The sequence below is a fragment of the Saccharothrix sp. AJ9571 genome (assembly GCF_021725495.1).
GTDB lineage: Bacteria > Actinomycetota > Actinomycetes > Mycobacteriales > Pseudonocardiaceae > Amycolatopsis > Amycolatopsis magusensis.
Window position 1 is genome coordinate 8315811 of the sequence record NZ_CP091382.1, and the last position, 23043, is coordinate 8338853.

Below are 23043 nucleotides of genomic sequence, written 5' to 3' on the forward strand. Positions count from 1 at the left end.
ACACGATGGGGCGACACAGCTTGGTCGAGGACCCGGCTCCGGAACCCCCTCACGGCAGATCGTCCGGCTATCGTTCCCCCGCGACCCGGACGTCCGCTCCCCGGACCGCACCTCCTCGAAACGCACCACCCCGGCCCGCGGCACCCCGGCCTCCCCGCCGCGCACCGGAACCCCCGCCCTCCTTCACCCCCGCGCCGCCGCCCGAACAGGGCCCGGAGCGTGACGTCTCCACCACCGGCAGCCACAAGGCGATCAGCGCCACCGGCAGCCACCGCGCCATCGGCAAGCGCCGCCGCCGCGTGGCCACCTGGCCGATCGCCTGCCTGGTGCTGGTCGCGCTGCTCGGCCTCGGCTGGCTGGGCTGGGGCTGGGCCAGCGGCGAGCTGAACAGCCGCGCCGAGGCCCAGGCCGCCAGCTGCGCCGAAGGCGACGCGAGCCTGCGGGTGATCGTGACCCCGAGCGCGGAGGCGCCGGTCAAGGCCGCGGCCACCCGCTGGAACGACGCGAAGACCGTGGTGCACGGCCACTGCGTGAACATCACCGTGGACGCCATGGCCTCGCAGCGGGTGCTCGACGCGCTGCTCGGCCAGAGCGAGCTGACCTCCATCCGCGGCATGCCGGCGGCTTGGCTGCCGGAAACCTCCTGGTGGATCAGCGAGCTGACCACGAAGAAGCCCGAGATGATCGGCTCACCGGCGCAGTCGGTGGCCTCCGCGCGCTCGGCGGACTACCCGTACCTCGGGCTGTCCGGCAACGGCGTGGACGACGTGCAGAAGCGGGCGGCCCAGACCTTCCGCGGCTTCCTCACCGAGCCCGCGCAGCAGGCGGACTTCGCGGCCGCCGGGCTCACGGCCGCCTGAACTCAGGTGCCTTCGAGCTCGGCGATCACCGCGAGGTCGTCGTCGGCGAGTTCGAAGTCGAACACGCCGAGCTGCTCGGCGAGCAGGGTCCGCGGGCCGGGGCCGACCACCACGGCGTGACCCAGCTCGAGCTGCCAGCGCAGCACGAGCTGGGCCGGACTCTTGCCGTACTTGGCAGCCAGCCCGCGCAGCACGGCGGGCAGGTCGCCCGGCCCGAGCGGGTCGGCCGCGACGGTGACGATGCCGTGCCGCGAGTGCAGGGCCCGCAGTTCCGCTCGAGGCTCACGCGGGTGCAGCTCGAGCCGGTGCACCGCGGGTAACCCGATGGTGTCGATGAAGTGCCGCAACCCGTCGGCGGCGAGGCCCGCGGCACCGAGCGCACGGACCTGATCCTCGGCTTGGGCTCGCATCAGCTCGCGCCAGGCCTGCGCGGTCGGGCGTTCCAGCAGCACCAGGTCGATCCGCTCGGTGCCGAGCATACGCAGGGCCGAGGCGAGCGCGTCGCCGGTCCCGGTACCCGGCAGGGTCAGCGTGATGAACACGTCCTCGCGCGGCAGGTCGCGGATCGCCTCACCGGCACCGGACTCGCCCGACGGGCGCACCCCGATGGCGCGGTAGCCGGCGTCGAGTGCCTGGCGCACCGAACCGGCGACCGCGTCCGGCGGCAGGGCACCGGCGTCGAAGCTGATCAGCGGGAGCGGGACCTCGTTGTGCAGCGCGATGCTCACCAAGTTCTTCCTCACTGGCTCTCCGCCGGCGGGGCGATCCCGCTGCGAGAATCCTCTCACCTGGACCGCCGCGCGTGCCCGGCGGCGCGCGCGCTGCGACGATGATCGAGTGCCCGTCCCACGCCCGGCGACCACCGGACTGGCGCTGGTCGTCACCGCTTCGCTCGCCGTCCACCTGGTCACCTTCCTGATCCGGCCGGTGGCCTCCTACCGGGTGCTGGCGCTCGGCGGCGACGCCACCGCGGTCGGGCTGGTGGCCGCGGCCGGTGCGCTGCTGCCGGTGTTCCTCGCGCTGCCGATGGGCCGGGCCGCCGATCGCGGCGGCATGACCTGGCTGCTCGCCGGGGGCGGACTGGCGATGACCGCCGGCGCGCTCGGCCTGGCGTTCACCACCACGCTCCCGTTGATGGCCGCGGGCAACGTGGTGATCGGGGTCGGCCAGCTCGCGCTGATGCTCGCCTTCCAAGGGCTGGTGGCCGAGCTTTCCCCGCCGGAGCACCAGGATCGCAACTTCGGCTGGTTCACCGCGGCCGCCTCGATCGGCCAGCTGATCGGGCCGCTGACCGGTGGCTGGGTGATCGGCTCGGCCACGGCGGGCGCGATGGTCGCCGAGACGCGGGAAGCCTTCCTGCTGGCCACCACGGTCGGCGTGGTGATCACCCTGCTCTGCCTCGCGCTCGCCTGGACGCTGAAAGCGCTGGCGCGGAACAAGAAGAACGGCGACCACACCGTCCACAAGGGATCGACCAGGGCCCTGCTCGGCAACCGCAGGCTGCTCGTCGCGATCTTCACCAGCTTCGCCGTGATGTCCAGTGTGGACGTGATCACCGCGTACCTCCCGGTGCTGGGCGAGGATCGCGGCCTCAGTCCCGCCGTGGTCGGCGCGCTGCTGGCCGTGCGCGCCGGCTTCTCCTTCCTGTCCCGACTGCTGATCCCGTTGCTGGTGGGGCGCTTCGGCAGGCTCGCGGTGTTGTCCGTCAGCGGTGGGCTGGCCGGGATCTGCGTGACCGCGCTGGTGTTCACCAGTGGTTTCTGGCCGCTGGCCGCGCTGATGGCGGTGCTGGGCCTGGTGCTCGGGCTCGGTCAGCCGCTGACCATGACCTGGACCGTGCGCGAAGCACCGGACAACCTGCGCTCCACCGCGCTCGGCCTGCGGCTGACCGGCAACCGCGTGGCTCAGGCGGCGGCGCCTGCCGCGGCGGGCGCGGTGTCCGCGCTGGTCGGCGTCGCCGGGCCGTTCCTGCTGATCGCGCTGCTGTTGTTCGCCTCGACGGTGACCGTGCTACCCGGCTGGCGTGCCGAGCGGGGTTGAGCGGATCACCTCGGCGGTGTGCGCGTCCGCCGGGAAGAACGCCTCGATGGACAACTCGGCGAGCGTGACGTCCAGCGGTGTGCCGAAGGTGGCCACCGTGCTGAAGAACGTCAGCTCCGTGCCGCGGTGGCGCAGGCGCAGCGGCACCACGATGTCACCCGGGTTCGGCACCTCGACCTCGGGAACCACGTCGTCGCAGGGGTAGCCACGCAGTTCGGCGAGCAGTTCCGCCAGTTCCAGGTCCGCCGTGGCGGCCACCTCGCGCCGCAACCGGCCGAGCAGGTGCGCCCGCCACTCCCCCAGGTTCACGATCCGCGGCGCCATGCCGTCCGGGTGCAGCGTCGCGCGCAGCACGTTCACCGGCCCGTCCAGCAGTTCCGGTGCGACCCCCTCGACCAGCAGCGCCACGCTGGCGTTCGCGTCGACCATGGTCCAGCGCCGGTCGAGCACCACCGCCGGGTAAGGCTCGTGCGCGGTGAGCAGTTGCCGCACCGCGTCGCGGGCGGCGGTCATCTCCGGCGCGTTGAGCCCGCTTTCCCCGTACACCGGGGCGAATCCGGCGGCGAGCAGCAACTGGTTGCGCTCGCGCAGGGGCACGTCGAGGTGCTCGCCGAGGCGGAGCACCATGTCGCGGCTCGGGGAAGACCGGCCGGTTTCGACGAAGCTCAGGTGCCGCGTAGAGATGTCCGCGGAGATGGCCAGGTCGAGCTGGCTGATGCGGCGGCGGTCGCGCCATTCACGCAGGAGTTCGCCCACGGGACGGGAAGCGGTGGCTGTGGTCACGGACCCGACGTTACGGGCGGCCGGGCACCGCTGCCATTACTTCACGGGTAATCGACGGACCGCGCCGCGGCGGGAAAAGTTGTGCCCAGTCCACCGAACGAAGGAGCAACATTATGAGCGACTTCACCGCACTCGCCGAGCGCTACCTCGCCGCCTGGAACGCCACCGGCACCGACCGGCGCGCGCTGATCGACGAGCTGTTCACCGAGTCCGCCGGGTACACCGACCCGCTCGGCGCGGTGACCGGCCGGGACGACATCGAGAAGTTCTTCGCCACGGCGAGCGAGCAGTTCGCCGACCTGCGGTTCACCCTGCACGGCCCGGTCGACGGCCACCACGACATCGCGCGCTTCACCTGGCACCTCGGTGCCGAGGGAGCCGAGCCGCTGGTGATCGGGTTCGACGTGCTGGTGGTCGAGGACGACCGCGTCGCGCAGGTGCACGGCTTCCTCGACAAGGTTCCCGGCTGAGCCGTGCCCGGCGCTGGGCGGGGATGGATGTGGCCTCCCCCTCTGTCCCTGCCCGTTTCCGGGCGCCTGAGAGGTTCACCCGCGAGTCCACGGGCTTGCACCTTCGGCGGGGTCGTGCGGTGAGTGTCCGGCGACCCGCTTTCCAGAGGCGTCTCCCCCGCGCGGTCCTGGGTGCCTGAGAGGTTCCGGGGAGGAGTTGCTCCTTCGGCGCCGGGCGAGGCGATTGGCCGCCCGGTCTCTCCCGCGCAGGGTTTACGACTACGGGAACCAGGTTAGCAACTCACCCATGGGGGGTGATCACCCGGTCCGGCGGGCGTTGCGGCGCTGGGTCAGCTCGTCGGGGCGCATGGTCTCCACCACACCGCCGTCGGCCCGTTCGGCCGGGAACTCGTGGATGGTGCCGCTGATCTCCTGCATGGCCCCGCTGACCGCGATGCCGAACACGCCCTGGCCGCCCTGCAGCAGGTCGACGATCTCCTCGGGCGAGGTGCACTCGTAGACGGTGGTGCCGTCGGAGAACAGGGTCACCTTGGCCAGGTCGCGGACCCCGCGTTCACGCAGGTGCTCCACGGCGACCCGGATGTTCTGCAGCGAGACCCCGGTGTCCAGCAAGCGCTTGACGATCTTGAGGACCAGGATGTCCTTGAACGAGTACAACCGCTGCGAGCCGGAGCCGTGCGCGGTGCGGATGCTCGGCGCCACCAGCTTCGTCCTGGCCCAGTAGTCCAGCTGCCGGTAGGTGATGCCGGCGATCTGGCAGGCCGCCGGGCCGCGGTAGCCGACCAGTTCGTCGGGCAGGGACGCGTCGGGAAACAGCTCACCTTGCTCGCCGTCGGTCATCTCGAACGACCTTCCCTCGACCACCCATGCCTCCCCTCGCCCGGCCCTGTTCCGGACCGGCAAACACGACTTGGCGGATCTCAAACACTCCGATCGGCGTAATCACCGTCGAGATTCACCTCTTGTTGACGGTAAGCCGGGCCGGGGGGCCGGTCAACGCGACGCGCGGCCCACCGGGCCAAAGGTTCGGCCTTGCCGGATTTACTCGGCCGTGTTAATTTTTACTCATGCAGGTAAACGAAGACTCCCAGCCGGAACTGGGACTGACCGTGACCGAAGCGGCACGGCGCGCACAAATCATCCAGGCCACCATCGAGGTCATCGCCGAACTGGGCTTCGCGAAGGCGTCCTTCGCGCGGATCGTGGAGCACGCCGGGCTGAGCAGCACGCGGATGATCTCCTACCACTTCGCCTCGAAGGAGGAGCTGATGAGCGCGACGATCGGCACGATCTCGCAGCTCAAGGACGAGTTCATGGCCGAGCGGCTGGCCGGTGACACCACCCGGGCGGGCATGCTGCGCGGGTTCATCGAGTCGGAAGCGGCGTTCGCCGGCGCGCACCCGGCCTACCAGCGGGCGATGAACGAAATCCTGGGCCGGCTGTGGGGTGGCCAGGAGAGCGGTGGCCAGATGTTCCACGAGGCCGTCGTGCGGGACATGCAGGTCGGCCGCATCGAACGGCAGCTCACGCAGGGCCAGCGAGAGGGCGCCTTCGGGGAGTTCGACATCGAGGTGATGGCGCTGAGCATCCGGCAGGCACTGGACGGCCTGGCGAACCGCCTGGTCCGCGAGCCCGGCCTGGACGCCGAGCGCTACGGCCGCGAACTGGCCACCCTCTTCGAGAAGGCCACCCGTGCCTGATTGCTATGAGTGGGGCATTACTTGCGTTCAATGCAAGTAATGCCCCACTCATAGCGTTGGCTCTCATAGCCTGGGATCAGGTGTCGGCGCCGCGGAAGTCTTCCGGGGAGACGGAGTCGAGGAACTCGCGGAACTTCTCCACCTCGTCCTCCTGCTCGTCCGGGATGATCAGGCCCGCTTCTTCCAGCACCGAGGCCTCGGCGTGGATCGGCACGCCGACCCGCAGCGCCAGCGCCACCGAGTCGCTCGGCCGGGCCGAGACGCGGATGTCGCCGTCGAAGACCAGTTCGGCGAAGAAGGTGCCTTCGCGCAGATCGGTGATGACCACCTGCTCGAGTTCCCGGCCAAGTGCGCCGATGACCTCCTTGAGCAGGTCGTGGGTCAATGGCCGGGCCGGCCGCACACCCTGTTGCTCCAGGGCGATCGCGGTGGCCTCGACAGAGCCGATCCAGATCGGCAGGTACCGCTCTCCTTCGGTTTCCCGCAGCAACAAGATCGGCTGGTTCGCGGGCAGTTCGACCCGCACGCCGACGACGCGCATCTCGCTCATCGGGTTCGCCTCCCTAACCTGCACACGGGCCGCACGCTGTGCCAAGGATCCCGCATCGCCACCCTCGACGCTACCCGTCTTCCGGACGCTGTGCTCATTCTGTTCTCGCGCCCGCCTGGCGGGCTTCTCCAACCGTACGGCATGAGGGTCCCCGGGTTCAGCAACGGATTCGGCGCCGGGCGGTCCCGACACGTTCACCCGAAGGTGAACGCTTCCCGGATCAAGATCATTCCCGGCGCGCCGGATCAGCCGCCGGTCACCCCGCGGATACCCGCTTTGACCAGCAGCGTGTGCAGCGTGACCGACAACGCCGCCAGCTCGCGGACCACCTCGTCGGCCCTGGCCTTGGCGGCGGCGTCGCGTTGCCGGTAGACCGGCGTAACAATTTGCTCCAGGAGGCCGACTTCACGGTCCGCCGAAGCCCGGAAGGCCCGCAGGTGCCGGGGTTCGATGCCGTACTCGGTCATCGCGCGCACGGTTTTGGCGACCAGCACCGCATCGGGGTCGAAGAAGCCGGCCGCACCGGGCCGGACCAGGCCGTACTGCTGGAGTTCGGCCAGCATCGCGGCGTCGATCCCGGACTGCGCGAGCAGCTCCTCCTGGGTCACCCGGACCGGTCTGCCCTGCTCGAAGTCCTCCGGGGTGGGCAGCCCGTGGTCGCCGGCGGGCGCGCCGAGCGAGACCAGCTTGCGCGGTGGCCGCAGCGAAGGCACCGGGGGCTCGGCGCCGCGATCGGCGGCGTCGAGCTGCTCCTTGATGACCTTCAGCGGCAGGTAGTGGTCGCGCTGCGCGGACAGCACGAAGCGCAGCCGCTCGACGTCCGCCGCGGCGAACTGCCGATACCCGGACGGTGTCCGGCCGGGCTGCACCAGTCCCTCGGACTCGAGGAACCGGATCTTGGAGATGGTCACATCGGGGAAGTCGCCGCGCAGCTGCGCCAGCACCGCCCCGATGCTCAGACCATCACGCGGTTGCCGCCCGGCAGCCGTCACCGCGTCCCCTGGCCCCCGTGCCCCGGGCCGGTCAGGAAGACGAGGCGGAACTTGCCGATCTGGACCTCGTCCCCACCGGCGAGCACGGCCTGGTCGACCGGCTCACGGTTGACGTAGGTGCCGTTGAGGCTGCCCACGTCGATCACCACGAATTCACCGCCCTCGCGGCGGAACTCGGCGTGGCGGCGCGAGACCGTCACGTCGTCGAGGAAGATGTCGCTGTCCGGGTGCCGTCCCGCGCTGGTGGTGTCGCGGTCGAGCAGGAAGCGCGAGCCCGCGTTCGGGCCGCGCTTGACGACCAGCAGGGCCGAGCCGGACGGCAGTGCGTCGATGCCCGCGACCGGGGGCTCCGGCGCCTGGGCCTCCCGGCCCTCCACCTCGGCGAGGAAATCGGCCCGGAAGACGGAGGTCCGCTCCGGAGACTGCTCCGGGGGAACGCCGGGCCCGTCGTTCGTGCTCACCTGAGCTCTCCTTACGCACTGAAAGGGCTTTCGTCGGAACGTGTGCAGCCCAACGTACCGTGCCTGATCGATTCGGCCCCTGGTGGGCTCCCCCAACCGGCCGTGCCCGCGGGCACGGGGCTCAGCCCTTGGTCAGCCGCTGGTAGGCCTCGGCGTCGAGCAAGCTGTCGGTGGTGGCCGAACCGGTGAGTTCCAGCTCGATCAGCCAGCCCTCGCCGTAGGGGTCGCTGTTGATCAGTTCGGGCGAGTCGGCCACCGCGTCGTTGACCGCGACCACCTCGCCGTCCAGCGGCGCGAACAGCTCGGACACGCTCTTGGTGGACTCGACCTCGCCGAAGCTCTCCCCCGCGGTCAGCACCATGCCGACCTCGGGCAGGTCCACGAACACCACGTCACCGAGCTGATCCTGGGCGTACTCGGTGATGCCCACCCGTACGGAGGTCTCGCCACGGACGGCGACCCACTCGTGCTCCTCGGTGTAGTGCAACTCTTCCGGAGTGGTCAACTGGAGTTCCCCTTTCTCACCACTCGTCGAGAAAGCAGTCTTCCACTCAGACCGGCCTGGCGGCACCCCGCCCCGGCGATATCGCCCGCACGGTCTGGAGCACGTACAGCGCGCCGGACCACAGGTACAGCACGCCGCCCCAGGCGGTGAAGGCGTAGGCGATGGGCCGGGCGACCGCGGCCAGGTCGGAGCCGCCCTGGGTGAGCAGGAGGAAGGGGAAGGCGTACATCAGCACGAACGTGGCGCCCTTGCCGATGTAGGTCACCTCGGGCGGGGCGAACCCGCGGCGGCGCAGCACCAGGATGCAGCAGCCGACGACCAGTTCGCGCGCCACCAGCGGGACCACCACCCACCACGGCACGATGTCGCGCAGCAGGAAGGCGATCAGGGTGGCGACGATGTAGAGGCGATCGGCCGCCGGGTCGAGCAGCTGTCCGAGCCTGCTGGCCTGGTCGAGCCAGCGGGCGAGCTTGCCGTCGAGCCAGTCGGTGAAGCCGCCGAAGGCCAGCACCGCCAGCGCCCAGCCGTCCTCCTCGGGCCCGAGGAGCAGCCACAGGAACACCGGCACACCGGCCAGTCGCAGGATGGACAGCAGGTTCGGCACGGTCAGTGCCTGCCGGGCCAACGACGGTTCCGGCTCGGTGGTGCTGGGCAGGGGCTCGCTCACCCGCTCAGCCTAGGCATTGGTGAGCGGGTGGCTTCCTCCGGCTCAGCTGGCGCGGCGGTAGCTCCAGCCGCGGCGCTGCAGGTCCGCCCGGGTGAGCACCTGCGGGCGGCCACGCGGGTCGGCGCCGACCCAGCGCGCGTTGTTCTCGAGCACGTACGGACGTCCCAGGCTCCACACCACGCTGCACGGGGTGGTCGGCGGCGTGGTGACGGGCTGGGACTGGACTGTTCCGGGTTCTGCTGGGTTTTCCATCGCTCTCAGTGCTTTCAGGTTGTTCGGGGTTCGGGGTGATGCCGGACGCACCGCGCGGGGTTCGCGATACCTCCTGACATACCTGTCGGTCGGCAGCGGCGGTTCGTTAACGGCTCGCGCCGAACTTTCACCCGATTTTCCATCTGCCGAGACGGGAATGACGCGCTGTTACCGTCCACTTAGGACAGCCGGTATCGGCGGCGGGCAGAGTTCCCGGCCGCGTGCGGCGGCCTCGGCGAGAACGGGCGGAGCACGTTTCTCGCCGGAGGCGCCGTCTTGATCGCCACTACCACCGTACGCCTCCTCGCCGCCGCCGTCGCGCCGGTGGTGTGCGCGGGTCAGCCCTTCAGCGTCGGGAAGTCCTCTTCGCGGAACTCGCCCGCCGGGCGCTCCTGCGCGGTGTCCTCACGGCCACGCAGTTCGACCCGCCGGATCTTGCCGGAGATCGTCTTGGGCAGCTCGGTGAACTCGAGACGCCGGATTCGCTTGTACGGCGCCAAGTGCTCGCGGCAGTAGGCCAGGATCGCCAGCGCGGTGTCGGCGGTCGGCTCGTGCCCGTTGGCCAGCACCACGTACGCCTTGGGCACCGCCAGCCGGATCGGGTCCGGCGCGGGCACCACCGCGGCCTCGGCCACCGCCGGGTGCTCGATCAGCACGCTTTCCAGTTCGAACGGCGAAATCCGGTAGTCCGAAGCCTTGAACACGTCGTCGGTGCGGCCGACGTAGGTGATGTAGCCGTCTTCGTCGATCGAGCCGACGTCCCCGGTGTGGTAGTAGCCGTTCGCGAAGGCCGCCTCGGTGCGCTCGGCGTCGTCGGCGTACCCGGTCATCAGGCCGACCGGCCGCTTCGCCAGGTCCAGGCAGATCTCGCCCTCGGTGGCGCGCTCGCCGGTCACCGGGTCGACCAGCGCCACGGTGAACCCGGGCAGCGGGCGGCCCATCGAGCCCGGCCGCACTTCCTGGCCCGGCGTGTTCGCGATCTGCACGCTGCTCTCGGTCTGCCCGAAGCCGTCGCGGATGGTCACGCCCCACGACTGGCGGACCTGCTCGATGACCTCCGGGTTCAGCGGCTCGCCGGCGCCGACCACCTTGCGCGGCGGGGTCTTCAGCGCGCTGAGGTCGGCCTGGATGAGCATGCGCCACACCGTCGGCGGCGCGCAGAAACTGGTGACACCGCAGCGATCCATCTGCGCCATCAGCGCGACGGCGTCGAAACGCGTGTAGTTGTACAGGAACACCGTCGCTTCGGCGTTCCACGGCGCGAACAGGTTGCTCCAGGCGTGCTTCGCCCAGCCGGGTGAGGAGATGTTCAGGTGGACGTCCCCCGGCTCCAGGCCGATCCAGTACATCGTGGACAGGTGCCCGACCGGGTAGGAGACCTGGGTGTGCCGCACCAGTTTCGGCTGCGCGGTGGTGCCGGAGGTGAAGTACAGCAGCAGTTCGTCGTCGGCGCGGCTGGTGCCGTCCGGGGTGAACTCGGCGGATTCGGCGTAGGCCGTGCCGAACTCGTGCCAGCCCTCGGCGGGCTCGCCCACCGCGATGCGGGTGTAGTCACCGGGCACGTCCGCGAACTTCGCGATGTCCGCCGAGCGGACGACCACGTGCTTCGCGCCGCCGCGGTCGACCCGATCACGCAGGTCGGCCGGGCCGAGCAGGGTGGACGCCGGGATGATCACCGCGCCCAGCTTGATCGCGGCGAGGATGGTCTCCCACAGCTCGCCCTGGTTGCCCAGCATCAGGATCAGCCGGTCGCCCCGGCGCACGCCGAGCCCGCGCAGCCAGTTGGCCACCTGGTCCGACCGGCGGGCCATCTCCGGGAAGGTCCAGCGGTTCTCCGTGCCGTCCTCTTCCACGATCCAGAGCGCGTACCGCCCGGCGTTCGCCGGATCGCGCGCGATCACGTCGAACCAGTCCAGCGCCCAGTTGAACTCGCCGAACTCCGGCCAGGCGAAGCCCTCGTCCGCGGCCGCGTAGTCCTCCCGGTGCGCGAGCAGGAAGTCGCGCGCCGTCCGGAACCGCTGAGAAGCTTCGTCGCCCACCTTGGTCACTCCCTGCCCGTCCGTGCCGTCATTCGCCGTTGAACTCGGGTGCGCGCCGCTCGAGGAACGCCTGGGCCGCCTCCGCGAGGTCCTTGCTCGGCAGGAACGCGGAGTTCCAGGTGGCCACGTAGCGCAGGCCGTCGGTGACCTGGCGTTCGGTGTTCACCGAGAGCACGTCCTTCGTACCCTGCACCACCAGCGGCGGGTTCGCAGCGATTTCCCCGGCGAGTTCGCGCGCCGCGGCCAGCACCGCCTCCTGGTCCGGGTAGACGTCGTTGACCAGGCCGATGCGCTCGGCCCTGGCGGCGTCGATGTCCTTGCCGGTCAGCGCCAGTTCCCGCAGGTGACCCTCGCCGATGATCGAGGCGAGGCGCTGCAGGCTGCCCAGGTCGGCGACGATGGCCACCTTGACCTCGCGCACGCTGAACTTGGCCTCCGCGCTGGCCAGCCGGACGTCGGCGGCGCTGATCACGTCCACCCCGCCGCCGATGCACCAGCCGGACACCGCGGCGATCACCGGCTTGCGGCAGCGGGCCACCGCGGTCACGCTCTCCTGGAGGGTGCGGATCTCGTCGAGGAAGGCGGTGCGTGGCTTGGCCAGCGCGTCCCCGGCCAGCAGCGGGGCCCAGCTCGGCATCATCGCGGGCAGGTCGAGGCCGTAGGAGAAGTGCTTGCCGCTGCCGGTCAGCACCACGGCCCTGACCTCGGGGTCGGCGTCGAGGGCGCGGAAGACCCGCGGCAGCTCGCGCCAGAAGTCCGGGCCCATCGCGTTGCCCTTGCCGGGGCCGAGCAGGGTCACCTCGGCGACGTGGCCGGATCGGTCCACCTTGAGCGAAACGAAATCGGCGTAGGCAGCTTCGGGGGCGACAGCGTCAGTCATGGCGGTCATCATTACTCATGAGTACGGGCGCGGGCCAGCGACCGGCCGGTGACTGGTTGGCGGGGTGCCAACCAGACCGGGTAGATGGTTTCCTAGTGGGTGCGGGCGTTACGGGAGAGACGGTGACGGGATGAGTGCGAACAGCGCGGCGGTGGTACTGGACGAGCCCGGCGAACCGAGGCGGGCGAGCAGGCCGATCGAGCTGGCAGGCTCGTTCGTGCACGACGGACACCGGCTGGCCTACACCGAATACGGGGCCGGGGACCGGGTGGTGGTGCTCACCCACGGCATCATGTTCACCCGCCGGATGCACGCGCCGCTGGCCAGGCGGCTGGCGAGCGAGGGCTACCGGGTGGTCACGCTCGACCTGCTGGGGCACGGCGAGTCCGCGCGCCCGGCCGACTCCTGGCTGTATTCGATGCCCGCCTTCGCCGAGCAGACCGTGGCGCTGCTCGACCACCTCGAGGTGGAGCGCGCGGTGATCGGCGGCACCTCGCTCGGCGCGAACGTCTCGCTCGAGGTCGCGGTCTCCGCGCCCGAACGGATGCACTCGCTGATCGCCGAGATGCCGGTGCTGGACAACGCGATCGTGGCCGGGTTGCTGACCTTCGCCCCGCTGCTGTTCGCGGCGCGGTTCGTGCCGGTGACCGTGCGCGGGGTGGCCGCGGTGGCCGGGCTGGTGCCGCACGGCAACCAGTGGGTCGACGTGGTCACCGACACGCTGGACCAGCAGCCGGCCGGGATGGCCGCGCTGCTGCACGGCGTGCTGTTCGGCCGGATCGCACCGCCGAAGTCGGTGCGGCGGCAGATCAAGGTGCCCACGCTGGTCATCGGCCACCAGCGCGACCCGATCCACCCCTTCGGCGACGCGGACACCCTGGCCATGGACCTGCCCGACGCGGAGTTCATCCAGGCACGCAGCCCGATCGAGTTCCGGCTCGACCCGAGCAGGCTCACCGACGCGGTGCTGGACTTCCTGGACCGCTCCTTCGTCCGCTAGGCAGCTGAGCCACACGCCGCTGCGAGCGCTGTGGGGCCCCAGCTTGCGCCCCTGAATGTGGAACTCGGCGTCCTGAATGCGGGGTTCGGCTACCCGAACGTGGGGTTCGGTTGCAGGAACGTGGGGTTCGCTAGGAAGCTGAGCTGAACGCTATGAATGGGGCATTACTTGCAATGAATGCAAGTAATGCCCCACTCATAGCACTCAGGCGGGGGTGGTGGGGTTGCTGAGGGCTGCGACCGGGCCGATGACGATGATGGCGGGTGGGCGTACGCCGGCGGCCGCGGCTTCCTCGGCCACGTTGGCCAGGGTGGAGCGCAGGACCCGCTGGGTGCGCATGGTCCCGTCTTCGATGATCGCCACCGGGGTGTCACCGGGGCGGCCGCCATCGAGCAGGGCTCCGGCGAACCGCGGCAGCCGTTCCACGCCCATCATCAGCACGATCGTGCCGCGCAGCCGGGCCAGTGCGGACCAGTCGGTCAGCGACTGCGGATGCCCCGGCGGCACGTGCCCGGAGACCACCACGACCTCGTGGGTGACCCCGCGGTGGGTCACCGGCACGTCGGCCATCGCGGGCACGGCGAAGGCGCTGGTGATCCCGGGGACCACGGTGACGGGGATGCCCGCGTCGGCGCAGGCGAGGACCTCTTCGAAGCCGCGGCCGAAGACGTAGGGGTCGCCGCCCTTGAGGCGGACCACGAACTTGCCCGCCTTCGCCTGCTCGATCAGCGTGGAGTTGATCACGTCCTGGCTGGCGGCGCGGCCGTACGGGATCTTCGCCGCGTCGATCACCTCGACCTCGGGGGGCAGCTCGTCGAGCAGCTCACGCGGGCCGAGCCGGTCGACCACCACCACGTCGGCGCGGGCGAGCAGCCGCCTGCCGCGCACGGTGATCAGTTCCGGATCGCCGGGACCGCCCCCGACCAGCGCCACGCCGGGCAGTTCGCCGCCAGGGGTGCGGTACTCGGCGGCCACCGTGCCCGCCCGCAGGCCGTCCAGGATGGAGTCGCGCACGGCGGCCGAGCGCAACGGCTCCCCACCGGAGAGCACACCGACCAGCACTCCCCCGTGCCGCCCGCTCGCCGGGGTGACCGCGCTGCCCTCGGTACCGGCGTCGGCGCGGACGCAGAACACCCGCGCGCGCTCGGCCTCGGCGCAGACCGCGGCGTTGACCTCGGGCCGGTCGGTGCAGGCCAGCGCGTACCAGGCATCGGTGAGGTCCCCGTCGGCGTACGCGCGCCGGTGCCAGCGCAGCTCGCCGACCTCGGCCATGGCTTCGACCGAGGGCGTGACGTGCGGGGCGATCACCTCGACCTCGGCGCCGGCGCCCACCAGGCGCGGCAACCGCCGTTGGGCGACCATGCCACCGCCGACCATCACCACCCGTTTCCCGGAGAGGTCGAGGCCGGACAGGTAGTGGGGATCTTCTGGCATGCGTAGAAGCATGCCTGGCCGGGTGGGCGCGGGCGCGTCAGGGTTCCAGGATTGTGAGCATCGCGGCATTGCCGAACACGCGCGCGGTCTCCAGCGCGGACGGCTGCCCAGCCTCGGGGTCCGCGCCACCCTTGAGCAGTGCCTTGACCACCTCGGGCTCGGCCTTGAACACCGCACCGGCCAGCGGGCTCTGACCGCGGTCGTTGATCCGGTTCGGGTCGGCCCCGCGCTCGATCAGCGCGGTGACGGTCTCGGCGTGCCCGTGGTAGGCGGCGAGCATGACCAGCGTGTCCCCGCGGTCGTTGGTCAGGTTCGCCGGGATGCCGGCGTCCACGTAGGCCGCCAGCTCCGCGGTCTGCCCGCCCCTGGCGAAACCGAAGACCTTGGCCCACAGTTCGAGCAGCTCGGGATCGGGTTCGGGATCCGTCATGGACCCAGCATCTCACGCGGGGACGCGGCCGACCGCCACCAGCGAACCGCAGTCGAGCGAGGTGAGGCCCGCTTCGGCGAGACCGGCCAGGTAGCGCTCCTTCACCCGCGCCACGGCCGCTTCGTCCATCCCGGTGATGAAGGCCCGCATGGCCGCGCCGAGGTAGAGCGTCCACGCGTCCTCGGGGTGCAGCGGCTGGACGAACCCGATCTCCTCGACCTCGATGTCGACCAGGCCCAGGTCGGTCAGCCAGGTCGTCAGCTTCTCCGGTGTGTCGATCCGGCCCTGCGAACCGACGCGGCCGACCGACTCGGTCAGTTCCGGGCGCTCGGCCGCCGCGGCGGCCTGGCCGATCGGCACGATCCGGGCCATGCCGTCGCGGCGCCAGGTGGTCACCGCGAACCGGCCGCCGGGGCGCAGCAGGCTGATCAGCCGCCGCGCACCGGCGTCCATGTCCGGGAAGAAGAACACCCCGTACACGCACTGGACCAGGTCGTACGGGCCGCCGTCCCAGGTGAGCACGTCGTGCTGGGTGAACACGAGCTGGCCGAGGCCCGCCGCGGTGGCGCGGCCCTGGTCGAGCAGGCCGTCGGCCATGTCCACCGCGTCGACGTGCCCGGACGGGCCGACGGCGATCGCGGCGGGCACGGCCGAGGCACCCGAGCCGCAGCAGGCGTCGAGCACCCGGTCGCCCGGTGACGGCCGGGTGACGGCCACGGTGAGCTCGCCGAGGGGCCGCCACAGCCGGGCGTACCAGGAGGCGAACTGGGAGCCGGCGGCGGTGAACACCCCGCCGGCGAACTCCGGGTTCACCGGGCGAGCCGCTGGAAGTGGCCGATCAGCCGCCGCGGCACCAGTTGCCGCTGCCCGTCGACCACGATCGGCACCAGGTCGGGCGCGGCGGCCTTCCACTGGGCGCGGCGGTGGCGGGTGTTGCTGCGCGAGGTCCTGCGCTTGGGAACGGCCATCACTTACCGGCCTTTCGCTGTCCGTAGCGGCGGTGGAACTTCTCGACCTGCCCGGCGGTGTCCATGATGCGGCGCGCGCCGGTCCAGAACGGGTGGGAGGCGGAGCTGATGTCCACCAGCACCAGAGGATAGGTGTTCCCGTCGGTCCACTCGACGGTTTTCTCCGAGGTCATCGTGGACCGGGTGAGGAAGGCGTCGCCGGTGGCGTTGTCCTTGAACACCACGGGGTGGTAGTCGGGGTGGATTCCCGGTTTCATCGCTGCTCGTCCTTCCGGTCGGCCGCCGAGACCTCGTGTCCCGGGGCGTCTGCCTTGTCGTCGTCGCAGGGTTCTTCGTGCCATTCGCCGAACGGGTCCGGGTAGCGCCGCCACGCGTCCGGCCCGGCGGCGAGTTCGGCGTCGGTGAGCAGCGCCGCGTCCAGCGCCGCTTCGACCTCCTGCGGGGTCGCCTGGTGGGTGAGCACCACCAGTTCCTGCGCGCGGTCACCGAATTCGGGGTGCCAGCGAAGTGACGCCAGGGTACGGCGTTCCGGGCTGACGTCCGTCCAATCAGGACCGTCATCGGCGGCGAGCCAGGCACCGGCGTGCCCGATGCCGAGCCCGCCCCCCGCGGACTCGACCCACAGTGCCATGCCGGGCTGGCTCGCCACCCACACCCGGCCGCGCGTGCGCACCACGCCGTCGAGCAGGACGTCGATGGCTTCGTGCAGGCGTTCCGGGTGGAACGGCCGGGTGCGCGTGTAGGTCAGCAGCGCGATCCCGCAGTCGGCGGCCAGTGGTGGCTGACCGCGCAGGAGCGGGCCGTGCATGTCGGTGACCTCGCCGCGGCGGGCATCGGCGGGCACCGCGTCACGCACGTCGGTCACCTCGGACAGTTCGAGGCGGGCCGCGGTCGGTGCCAGGCGGTCGAGCACCGCGGTGGTTTTCGCGGCACTCCACGCGTCGGGCGCGTCCCCGTCGAGCACGAGCACGTCGGCGAATTCGGCCTGCGCGATGCCGACCTGGGCGAGCGTGCGCTCGTCTTCGGGGCTGGCCCGCAGGCCGCGTTCGGCGAGCGTGTCGTCACCGGTCACGTCGGTGAGCCAGGTATCGCGGTCGAGCACCGCGACCACGGCTTCGACGCGGACGTCCTCGAGCACCGGCCGGTCGCCGACGAGCGTGTGCTCCAGCGCCCAGCACACCGGCTCCGGTTCCATCGCCTCGTCGAGCCGGACCACGATCCGGCGCACCTCGGGCAGCCGGGAAAGCTTGCGCAGCAGGGGAAGCAGGTCCTGGCGCAGGGTGCACGAGACACAGCCGTGGGCCAGCTCGAGCCCGGTGAGCTGGTCACGCGGGCCGAGCTGGAGCCTGCGGGTGACCACGCCCTCGTGGATCCGGCGCAGGTTGTGGTGCACCACCGCGGTGCCGGGCTCGCCGGCTCGCAGGCGGTCGGCCAGCGCGGCACTGGCCCCGGCGGCCAGGCTGCCGATCAGGGTGAGGGGAATGCGGGGGTCTTCGGTCACGGGTGTGTATTGTAGATGAAAATGACTATCAATACCAACTGAGGAGGACTGGTGTCGGCTGTGTGCCAGGTCACCGGGCGGCGGCCCGGGTTCGGCAAGCAGGTCTCGCACTCGCACAGGCGGACCTCGCGCCGCTGGGACCCCAACCTGCAGACGCGGCGCTACTGGGTGCCGAGCGAGGGCCGGTGGATCCGGCTTCGGGTGTCGGTCAAGGGCATGAAGACCATCGACAAGCGCGGGATCGACTCGGTGGTCGCTTCCCTGCGGGCCCGAGGGGAGAAGTTCTGATGGCGCGCAACGAGATCCGGCCGATCGTGAAGCTGCGGTCCACGGCGGGCACCGGCTTCACCTACGTCACGAGGAAGAACCGCCGCAACGACCCGGACCGGCTGGTGCTGCGCAAGTACGACCCGGTCATCCGGCGGCACGTCGAGTTCAAGGAGGACCGCTGATGGCGAAGAAGTCGAAGATCGCCCGCGACGCGCAGCGACGGGTGATCGTGGCCAGGCACGCGGAACGGCGGGCGGAGCTGAAGGAAATCGTGCGCTCGCCCGGTTCCTCGCCCGAGGAGAAGGCGGCGGCGGTGTCGGCCCTCCAGGCCCTGCCGCGCGATTCGAGCCCGACGCGCCTGCGCAACCGGGACGTCGCCGACGGCAGGCCGCGGGGGCACCTGCGCAAGTTCGGCCTGTCGCGGGTGCGGTTCCGGCAGATGGCGCACAACGGTGAACTGCCCGGCGTGACGAAGTCGAGTTGGTGAGCACGGGTGAAACGTGAGCTGAAGAAGCGGCGCAACCTGCTCGCCGCGGAGAAGGTGTCCGAAGTGGACTGGAAGGACGTGGCGCTGCTGCGGAAGTTCATCTCGGACCGGGGCAAGATCCGCGCCCGCCGGGTGACGGGCCTGACGCCGCAGCAGCAGCGCCAGGTGGCGACGGCGATCAGGAACGCCCGCGAAATGGCCCTGCTCCCCTACCCGGCGGGAGGCCGCTGAGGGGCGCGGGCCACTGTCACGAATGTGGATTTGGGGGCGGATTCCGCTCCGAAAGCCACATTCGTGTCCCCCTCAGCCGACGAGGTGGCGGGCGGTGGCCAGGCGGTCCACCTGGGTTCGCCAGTCGCCGCCGCTGATGCCGAGGACGAGGTGGTCCACCCCGGCGGCGGCGTACTCGGCGAACCGGTCGGCCGCGTCGTCCGGGGTGCCGGTGATCGGCACCTTCCTGGCCCGCTCGATCGGCATGCCGTAGCCGCCGGCGATCTGGTCCGCGATCTCCCCGGCCGGGGTGCCGCCGAACGAGACCACCCCGCCGACGGTCACCGTGGGCAGCGGGCGTTCGTACTCCCCCGCCAGTTCGGCCAGGTGCCCGCGCCCGCGGACCACCTCGTCCACCGGGATGAGCGACGGGAACCAGCCGTCGCCGAAGCGGGCCGCCCGCCGCCGGGCCACCGCCGAGTCGTTGCCGACCCAGATCAGCGGGGTCCGGACCGCGGGCGCCAGTTCGACCACCGGCTCCCCCGGCGCGTCCACCAGCCGCACCGGTTTGCCCGCCAGCAGGTCGGGCAGCAGTTCCAGCGCCACGTCGGTCCGCCTGCCCCGCTCGGCGAACGGCACCCCCGCCGCCGCCCACTGCGCCGCTCCGCCGCCCGACCCGACCCCCAGGACGAGTCGGCCGCCGGAGAGGTACTGCAGGCTGGCGAGCTGCTTGGCCGCCCAGGCCAGCGGCCGGATGGCCGGCACGAACACGCTCGCCCCGATCCGCACCCGCTCGGTGACCGCGGCGGCGGTGGCCAGCCCGGCCACGCAGTCCAGAGTGGACATACCGGTGGCCAGGTGGTCGCCCATCCAGACCCCGTCCAGCCCGGCCGCCTCCGCGTGCCGCGCCGCCGCCCGCAGGTCGAGCCCCTGCTCGCGCTGGGCGGTCACCGACGGCAGGATCACCCCGATCTCCATCATGGGGACCATCCTGGGACCTCGACCATGCTGGAGGTCAAGGGTCAGTGGTGCATCTGCCCCAGGAATTCGAGCAACAACCGCTCCCGCAGGCGTGCCGGAGCGGCGGCAAGCAGCGTGTTGACCTCGGCCATCCGCGCGGGCACGGCGCCGCCTTCGCCCAATCCGGCCGCCCCGAGCAGCCCGGCGAACTGGTCGGAAGTCAGCTGGTCCGGATCCAGCGCGGCGACGAATCCGGCGATCCGAGGATCCACCGTGACCGGCCCGGCGGCACGAGCCGAGGAGACGGCCGCCTCCAGGTCGGCGAGGAATTCCGGCTCGTGCCCGCGGTTGGCCGCCGACAAGGTCAGGTGCAGGTTCTCCGGCGAGAGGCCGTGGGCGAACTGCGGCTGCACGTACCACTTCCGCGCGGACATCTCGTCGGCCACGGTGAACAGGTCGAACCCGGGCGCGCCGTCCAGCGCGAAGGCGACCAGCGTCGAGTCCGGCGAGCCGAGCACCCGCAGGCCGTCGATCTTGCCGATCCCGGCGGCGATCTCCTCCGCCGCCGCGCGGGCTTCGAGCGCCAGGCGCCGGTAGCCGTCGGGACCGATGTGCCGGATCACCGCCCACGCCGCGGCCAGCGGACCCCCCGAGCGCGTGGACTGCACGGTGGAGTTGAGCATCGTGTACCCGGGCCAGTCGGCGCTGGCGAAGTAGTGGCCGCGGCGCAGTTCGGCGTTGGCGTGCAACAACACCGAGACACCCTTGGGGCAGTACGCGTACTTGTGCAGGTCGACCGAAACGCTGGTCACGCCCGGCACCCCGAAGCCGAACTCCGGCGCGCCGAGGTGTGGCAGCACCCAGCCGCCGATGCAGGCGTCGACGTGCATGCGGATGCCCTTGGCCGACGCGGCGGCCGCGATCTCGGCGATCGGGTCGACGACCCCGTGCGCGTAGGACGGCGCGCTCGCCACCACCAGCACGGTGTGCTCGTCCATCGCCGCCGCCATCGCCGCCGGGTCGGCGCGGAAGGTCACCGGGTCCACCGGCACCGGCACGGCCCGCACGCCGAAGAAGTGCGCCGCCTTCTGGAAGGCCGCGTGCGCGGTCTCCGGCAGCACCATCGCGGGCTCGCGCACCTCCGGCGCGCCGGTCCGCGCGGCGAGCACCGCGAGCAGGCAGGACTCGGTACCGCCGGAGGTGACCGCGCCGACGGTGTCTTCGGTGGCGCCGACCAGTTCCGCGGTCGCGGCCACCAGGTCGTTCTCCAGGCGCAGCAGGCTGGGGAACGCGGTGGGGTCGAGGCCGTTGGCGTGCGCGGCCAGCGCGTGCGCCCCGGCGGCGAGTTCGTCCACTCCGGACAGTCCGCTGTCGTAGACGTAGGCCAGCGTGCGCGCGCCGTGCGTGGGCAGGTCCCCGGCCCGCAGCGCCCGGAGTTCGGCGAGCACGTCCTCGGCGGAGGTCATCGGCTCGGTTCCAGGATCTTCTTGCGCAGCAACGGTATCGCCAGCGCGACGAGGATCGCGGGCAGCAGCGAGAAGCCGAAGAGGATCGCGGTGACCGCGCTCTCCGGCTGCGCGGCCGACGAGTCCACAGAGGACACGTAGCCCCCGAGCTGCAGGATCAGGCCGAACAACCCGGGCCCCAGCGCCAGGCCGAGGGTTTCGCCCGCGGTCCACACCCCGGCCGCCACCCCGGCACGCGCGGCGCCGGTGCGCTCCTCCTCCGCGGTGATCAGGTCCGGCAGGATCGCCAGCGGGAACACCTGGATGCCCGCGTAGCCGACCCCGGCCAGCGCGACGAACACGAAGACCGCCGGCACCGGCAGCACGCGCGAAGCGAGCATGCCCAGCAGCGCGACGGCGAACACCGCGGTGAACACCCGGAGCCCGGTGACCTTGCCCCACCGCCGTCCCAGCGCCATGCACAACGGCATCACCAGCAGCGCGGGCCCGACGAAGCCGACGAAGAGCAGCGTCTGCAGGCCCGGGTCGCCGAGCACGTACCTGGCCACGTAGCTGACCCCGGCGAGCAGGGTGCCGATGCCCAGCGACTGGATGAAGTAGACCCCGAGCAGCCAGCGGAACGGGCGCCAGGACTTCATCGTGGCGAGCAGATCGCGCCAGCTGGTGGTGGGCTCGCGGATCTCGGCGACCGGGGCGTGGCGGATGCTGAAGTACACGCCGAGCGCGCCGGCCAGGATGACCAGGCCGATCACCACGCCCATCGCCTGGTAGCCGGGCACGCCCCCGAAGATGTCCACGATGGCCGGGGCACCGCCGCCGGAGACCAGGATCGCCAGCGCCAGCACGCCGATCCGCCAGCTGTTCAGCCGGGTGCGTTCCTCGTAGCCCGGCGTCAGTTCGGCGGGCAGCGCGTTGAACGGCACCTGGAAGAAGGCGAAGGCGGTGGCGCACAGGAAGAACACGGCCACCACGTACGCGGCGTCGAGCCAGGTCTTGCCGAAGCCGGGGTGGGCGAACAACGCGGCGAAGAGCACCGCCACGCCGATGCCGCCGAAGAGCAGGAACTTCGCCCGGCTGCCGTCCTTGGCCAGCCGTGCGTCGGAGATCCGGCCGGCCACCGGGTTGAACAGCACGTCCCACGCCTTGGGCACCAGCACGATGGCCCCGGCGATCGCGCCGGGCACGGCCATGGTGTCGGTGAGGTAGGGCAGCAGCAGCAACCCGGGCACCGTGCCGAAGGCCCCGGTGACGAACGAGCCGACCGAGTAGCCGAGCCGTGTCCGGAGCGGGAGCCCGGCCATGATCCTCCTAGATAACCGGCCTGTGCGGCGACGATCCGGTGCCGACACTAATACTCGATCTTCGCCGAAACCGGGTAGTGGTCGGAAGGAATCGTGTCACCTCCGAAATGCGAGACCGACACCGGCCCGATCACCGGGCGGGGGCGGCCGCCGTGGTGGAAGGCGCCGAGGTAGTCGAGCACGTCGCGGTAGCCGGGCGGGGTGGCGAGCGGGTTGGCCACCGCGTCGTAGGTCCAGGTCGGGGCGGCGTGGAGGGCGGCTCCGAGCACGCGTTCGGCCTCGGCTTTGCGCGCCAGCCCGACGTTGAGGTCCCCGGCGATGACCACCGGTTCACCTGCGGGCACGGCGCGCTCGACGAGCCGCCGGATCGCGGTCAGCTGGCGGGTGCGGACGGCGTGGGCGCGACGCGGGGTCCAGGCGTCGGCCTGCAGGTGCGTGCCGACGACCCACACTCCGGCCACCCGGACCAGTGCGGCGCCTTTGGCGGCGAAGCGGTCGCTGGTGCCCAGGCAATGGTCGGTGAACACCACCTGGTGGCGCGCGGTGATCGGGGACCGGCTCAGCACGAGCACCCCGCCGCTGACGGTGAACCAGCGGGCGTGCCGCCCGACCACGGGCGTGCGGTGCGGCCAGTCGTCGGCGAGCGAGCGCACCATGTCCATCGCCTCGGCGCTGAACGCTTCGTTGAGCACCAGCACATCCGGCCCGACCTCGCGGATCACCGCCTCGGCCGCACGGGCGCGCGCGGCCTTGTCCCGGTGCGAACGCTGGACCGGCCACGGCAGTTGCAGCAGGTTGAAGCTCATGAGCCGCACGG

At 71.4% G+C, this 23043-nt stretch carries 30 protein-coding genes and 2 riboswitches; of the genes, 9 read left to right on the forward strand and 21 right to left on the reverse strand.

All coding sequences use genetic code 11. From position 1 onward, the window contains the following. Positions 1–5 precede the first annotated feature (5 nt). Positions 6–860 carry a hypothetical protein gene (locus L3Q67_RS37495; protein ID WP_499186150.1) on the forward strand — a complete coding sequence of 285 codons (855 nt, stop codon included), beginning with the start codon at positions 6–8 and terminating at the stop codon, positions 858–860. Between the two features lie 2 nt (positions 861–862). Here the strand turns inward: L3Q67_RS37495 and L3Q67_RS37500 are convergent, their stop codons facing one another. Next, entirely contained in the window at positions 863–1603 is a 741-nt protein-coding gene (locus tag L3Q67_RS37500; protein WP_499186151.1) for an aldo-keto reductase family protein, read from the reverse strand. A 94-nt stretch (positions 1604–1697) separates the two neighbouring features. Between L3Q67_RS37500 and L3Q67_RS37505 the strand changes: the two genes are divergently transcribed. Beyond that, the gene (locus tag L3Q67_RS37505; RefSeq protein WP_499186152.1) at positions 1698–2900 is read left to right on the forward strand and encodes an MFS transporter; all 1203 of its coding nucleotides are present in this window, start codon (positions 1698–1700) and stop codon (positions 2898–2900) included. Here the strand turns inward: L3Q67_RS37505 and L3Q67_RS37510 are convergent. After that, positions 2871–3683 (reverse strand): helix-turn-helix domain-containing protein, encoded by an 813-nt coding sequence (locus L3Q67_RS37510; protein WP_499186153.1) that lies wholly within the window; start codon positions 3681–3683, stop codon positions 2871–2873. The genes L3Q67_RS37505 and L3Q67_RS37510 overlap by 30 nt on opposite strands. 113 nt (positions 3684–3796) lie before the next feature. On the opposite strand from L3Q67_RS37510, the gene L3Q67_RS37515 reads away from it, so the two are divergent. Beyond that, a complete protein-coding gene (locus tag L3Q67_RS37515) occupies positions 3797–4153 on the forward strand; it encodes a nuclear transport factor 2 family protein (protein ID WP_499186154.1) in 357 nt (118 codons plus the stop codon). Between the two features lie 32 nt (positions 4154–4185). After that, positions 4186–4305: riboswitch (glycine riboswitch) on the reverse strand. Continuing rightward, a riboswitch (glycine riboswitch) is annotated at positions 4306–4407 on the reverse strand. A gap of 43 nt (positions 4408–4450) precedes the next feature. Here L3Q67_RS37515 and L3Q67_RS37520 read toward each other — a convergent pair. Further along, the gene (locus tag L3Q67_RS37520) at positions 4451–4993 is read right to left on the reverse strand and encodes a MerR family transcriptional regulator (protein WP_499191738.1); all 543 of its coding nucleotides are present in this window, start codon (positions 4991–4993) and stop codon (positions 4451–4453) included. A 227-nt stretch (positions 4994–5220) separates the two neighbouring features. Between L3Q67_RS37520 and L3Q67_RS37525 the strand changes: the two genes are divergently transcribed. Further along, complete coding sequence (locus L3Q67_RS37525; RefSeq protein ID WP_499186155.1) at positions 5221–5853, forward strand: TetR/AcrR family transcriptional regulator; 633 nt, start codon at positions 5221–5223, stop codon at positions 5851–5853. 76 nt (positions 5854–5929) lie between these two features. On the opposite strand, the gene L3Q67_RS37530 is transcribed toward L3Q67_RS37525, so the two are convergent. The 8 genes from L3Q67_RS37530 to L3Q67_RS37565 all read right to left on the reverse strand — a co-directional run bounded on the left by L3Q67_RS37530 (position 5930) and on the right by L3Q67_RS37565 (position 12199). Continuing rightward, complete coding sequence (locus L3Q67_RS37530) at positions 5930–6403, reverse strand: bifunctional nuclease family protein (protein ID WP_499186156.1); 474 nt, start codon at positions 6401–6403, stop codon at positions 5930–5932. A 245-nt stretch (positions 6404–6648) separates the two neighbouring features. Next, positions 6649–7395 carry a MerR family transcriptional regulator gene (ftsR, locus tag L3Q67_RS37535; RefSeq protein WP_499186157.1) on the reverse strand — a complete coding sequence of 249 codons (747 nt, stop codon included), beginning with the start codon at positions 7393–7395 and terminating at the stop codon, positions 6649–6651. Next, positions 7392–7856 (reverse strand): FHA domain-containing protein, encoded by a 465-nt coding sequence (gene garA, locus L3Q67_RS37540; protein WP_499186158.1) that lies wholly within the window; start codon positions 7854–7856, stop codon positions 7392–7394. Before garA ends, ftsR begins: the two co-directional genes overlap by 4 nt. Before the next feature lie 121 nt (positions 7857–7977). After that, positions 7978–8361 carry a glycine cleavage system protein H gene (gene gcvH, locus L3Q67_RS37545; protein ID WP_499186159.1) on the reverse strand — a complete coding sequence of 128 codons (384 nt, stop codon included), beginning with the start codon at positions 8359–8361 and terminating at the stop codon, positions 7978–7980. A gap of 46 nt (positions 8362–8407) precedes the next feature. Continuing rightward, positions 8408–9028 carry a CDP-alcohol phosphatidyltransferase family protein gene (gene clsA / locus L3Q67_RS37550; protein WP_499186160.1) on the reverse strand — a complete coding sequence of 207 codons (621 nt, stop codon included), beginning with the start codon at positions 9026–9028 and terminating at the stop codon, positions 8408–8410. Between the two features lie 42 nt (positions 9029–9070). Beyond that, entirely contained in the window at positions 9071–9280 is a 210-nt protein-coding gene (locus tag L3Q67_RS37555; protein WP_499186161.1) for a hypothetical protein, read from the reverse strand. A gap of 338 nt (positions 9281–9618) precedes the next feature. Further along, positions 9619–11319 (reverse strand): acyl-CoA synthetase family protein, encoded by a 1701-nt coding sequence (locus L3Q67_RS37560; protein WP_499186162.1) that lies wholly within the window; start codon positions 11317–11319, stop codon positions 9619–9621. 28 nt (positions 11320–11347) lie between these two features. Then, positions 11348–12199 (reverse strand): crotonase/enoyl-CoA hydratase family protein, encoded by an 852-nt coding sequence (locus L3Q67_RS37565; protein WP_499186163.1) that lies wholly within the window; start codon positions 12197–12199, stop codon positions 11348–11350. 130 nt (positions 12200–12329) lie between these two features. On the opposite strand from L3Q67_RS37565, the gene L3Q67_RS37570 reads away from it, so the two are divergent. Then, on the forward strand, positions 12330–13199 hold the full coding sequence (locus L3Q67_RS37570) for an alpha/beta fold hydrolase (protein WP_499186164.1): 870 nt from the start codon (positions 12330–12332) through the stop codon (positions 13197–13199). A gap of 204 nt (positions 13200–13403) precedes the next feature. Here the strand turns inward: L3Q67_RS37570 and cobA are convergent, their stop codons facing one another. Genes cobA through mrf form a run of 6 tightly spaced genes read right to left on the reverse strand, consistent with a single transcriptional unit; the run spans position 13404 to position 17532 of the window. After that, complete coding sequence (cobA, locus tag L3Q67_RS37575; RefSeq protein ID WP_499186165.1) at positions 13404–14633, reverse strand: siroheme synthase family protein; 1230 nt, start codon at positions 14631–14633, stop codon at positions 13404–13406. A gap of 37 nt (positions 14634–14670) precedes the next feature. Further along, positions 14671–15063: an ankyrin repeat domain-containing protein gene (locus L3Q67_RS37580; protein ID WP_499186166.1), complete on the reverse strand. Its 393-nt coding sequence runs from the start codon at positions 15061–15063 to the stop codon at positions 14671–14673. 12 nt (positions 15064–15075) lie between these two features. Further along, a complete protein-coding gene (locus L3Q67_RS37585) occupies positions 15076–15876 on the reverse strand; it encodes a class I SAM-dependent methyltransferase (protein WP_499186167.1) in 801 nt (266 codons plus the stop codon). Continuing rightward, positions 15873–16031, reverse strand: coding sequence for a 50S ribosomal protein L32 (rpmF, locus tag L3Q67_RS37590; protein WP_209666353.1), 159 nt, complete (start codon positions 16029–16031; stop codon positions 15873–15875). Before rpmF ends, L3Q67_RS37585 begins: the two co-directional genes overlap by 4 nt. Next, positions 16031–16288 carry a 50S ribosomal protein L31 gene (locus tag L3Q67_RS37595; RefSeq protein WP_499186168.1) on the reverse strand — a complete coding sequence of 86 codons (258 nt, stop codon included), beginning with the start codon at positions 16286–16288 and terminating at the stop codon, positions 16031–16033. Before L3Q67_RS37595 ends, rpmF begins: the two co-directional genes overlap by 1 nt. After that, positions 16285–17532 carry a CobW family GTP-binding protein gene (mrf, locus tag L3Q67_RS37600; protein WP_499186169.1) on the reverse strand — a complete coding sequence of 416 codons (1248 nt, stop codon included), beginning with the start codon at positions 17530–17532 and terminating at the stop codon, positions 16285–16287. The genes L3Q67_RS37595 and mrf overlap by 4 nt, the downstream gene beginning before the upstream one ends. A gap of 51 nt (positions 17533–17583) precedes the next feature. Here mrf and rpmB point away from each other — a divergent pair, with 51 nt between their 5' ends. From rpmB to rpsR, 4 genes are read left to right on the forward strand one after another with little or no spacing between them, the layout of a single operon-like run. Continuing rightward, positions 17584–17820, forward strand: a complete 237-nt coding sequence (rpmB, locus tag L3Q67_RS37605) for a large ribosomal subunit protein bL28 (RefSeq protein ID WP_499186170.1) — start codon at positions 17584–17586, stop codon at positions 17818–17820. After that, entirely contained in the window at positions 17820–17984 is a 165-nt protein-coding gene (gene rpmG / locus L3Q67_RS37610) for a 50S ribosomal protein L33 (RefSeq protein WP_395899696.1), read from the forward strand. Before rpmB ends, rpmG begins: the two co-directional genes overlap by 1 nt. Continuing rightward, positions 17984–18289 carry an uS14 family ribosomal protein gene (gene rpsN / locus L3Q67_RS37615; RefSeq protein ID WP_499186171.1) on the forward strand — a complete coding sequence of 102 codons (306 nt, stop codon included), beginning with the start codon at positions 17984–17986 and terminating at the stop codon, positions 18287–18289. Before rpmG ends, rpsN begins: the two co-directional genes overlap by 1 nt. Positions 18290–18295: 6 nt before the next feature. Next, complete coding sequence (gene rpsR / locus L3Q67_RS37620) at positions 18296–18520, forward strand: small ribosomal subunit protein bS18 (RefSeq protein WP_499186172.1); 225 nt, start codon at positions 18296–18298, stop codon at positions 18518–18520. Positions 18521–18592: 72 nt separating this feature from the next. Here rpsR and L3Q67_RS37625 read toward each other — a convergent pair whose 3' ends face one another. The 4 genes from L3Q67_RS37625 to L3Q67_RS37640 are packed head-to-tail and all read right to left on the reverse strand — an operon-like array spanning position 18593 to position 23032. Further along, positions 18593–19480, reverse strand: a complete 888-nt coding sequence (locus L3Q67_RS37625) for an LLM class flavin-dependent oxidoreductase (protein ID WP_499186173.1) — start codon at positions 19478–19480, stop codon at positions 18593–18595. A 41-nt stretch (positions 19481–19521) separates the two neighbouring features. Next, positions 19522–20925, reverse strand: a complete 1404-nt coding sequence (locus L3Q67_RS37630) for a pyridoxal phosphate-dependent decarboxylase family protein (RefSeq protein ID WP_499186174.1) — start codon at positions 20923–20925, stop codon at positions 19522–19524. Next, on the reverse strand, positions 20922–22226 hold the full coding sequence (locus L3Q67_RS37635; RefSeq protein ID WP_499186175.1) for an MFS transporter: 1305 nt from the start codon (positions 22224–22226) through the stop codon (positions 20922–20924). Before L3Q67_RS37635 ends, L3Q67_RS37630 begins: the two co-directional genes overlap by 4 nt. Before the next feature lie 47 nt (positions 22227–22273). Continuing rightward, positions 22274–23032, reverse strand: a complete 759-nt coding sequence (locus L3Q67_RS37640; protein ID WP_499186176.1) for a sphingomyelin phosphodiesterase — start codon at positions 23030–23032, stop codon at positions 22274–22276. Between the last annotated feature and the right edge of the window lie 11 nt (positions 23033–23043).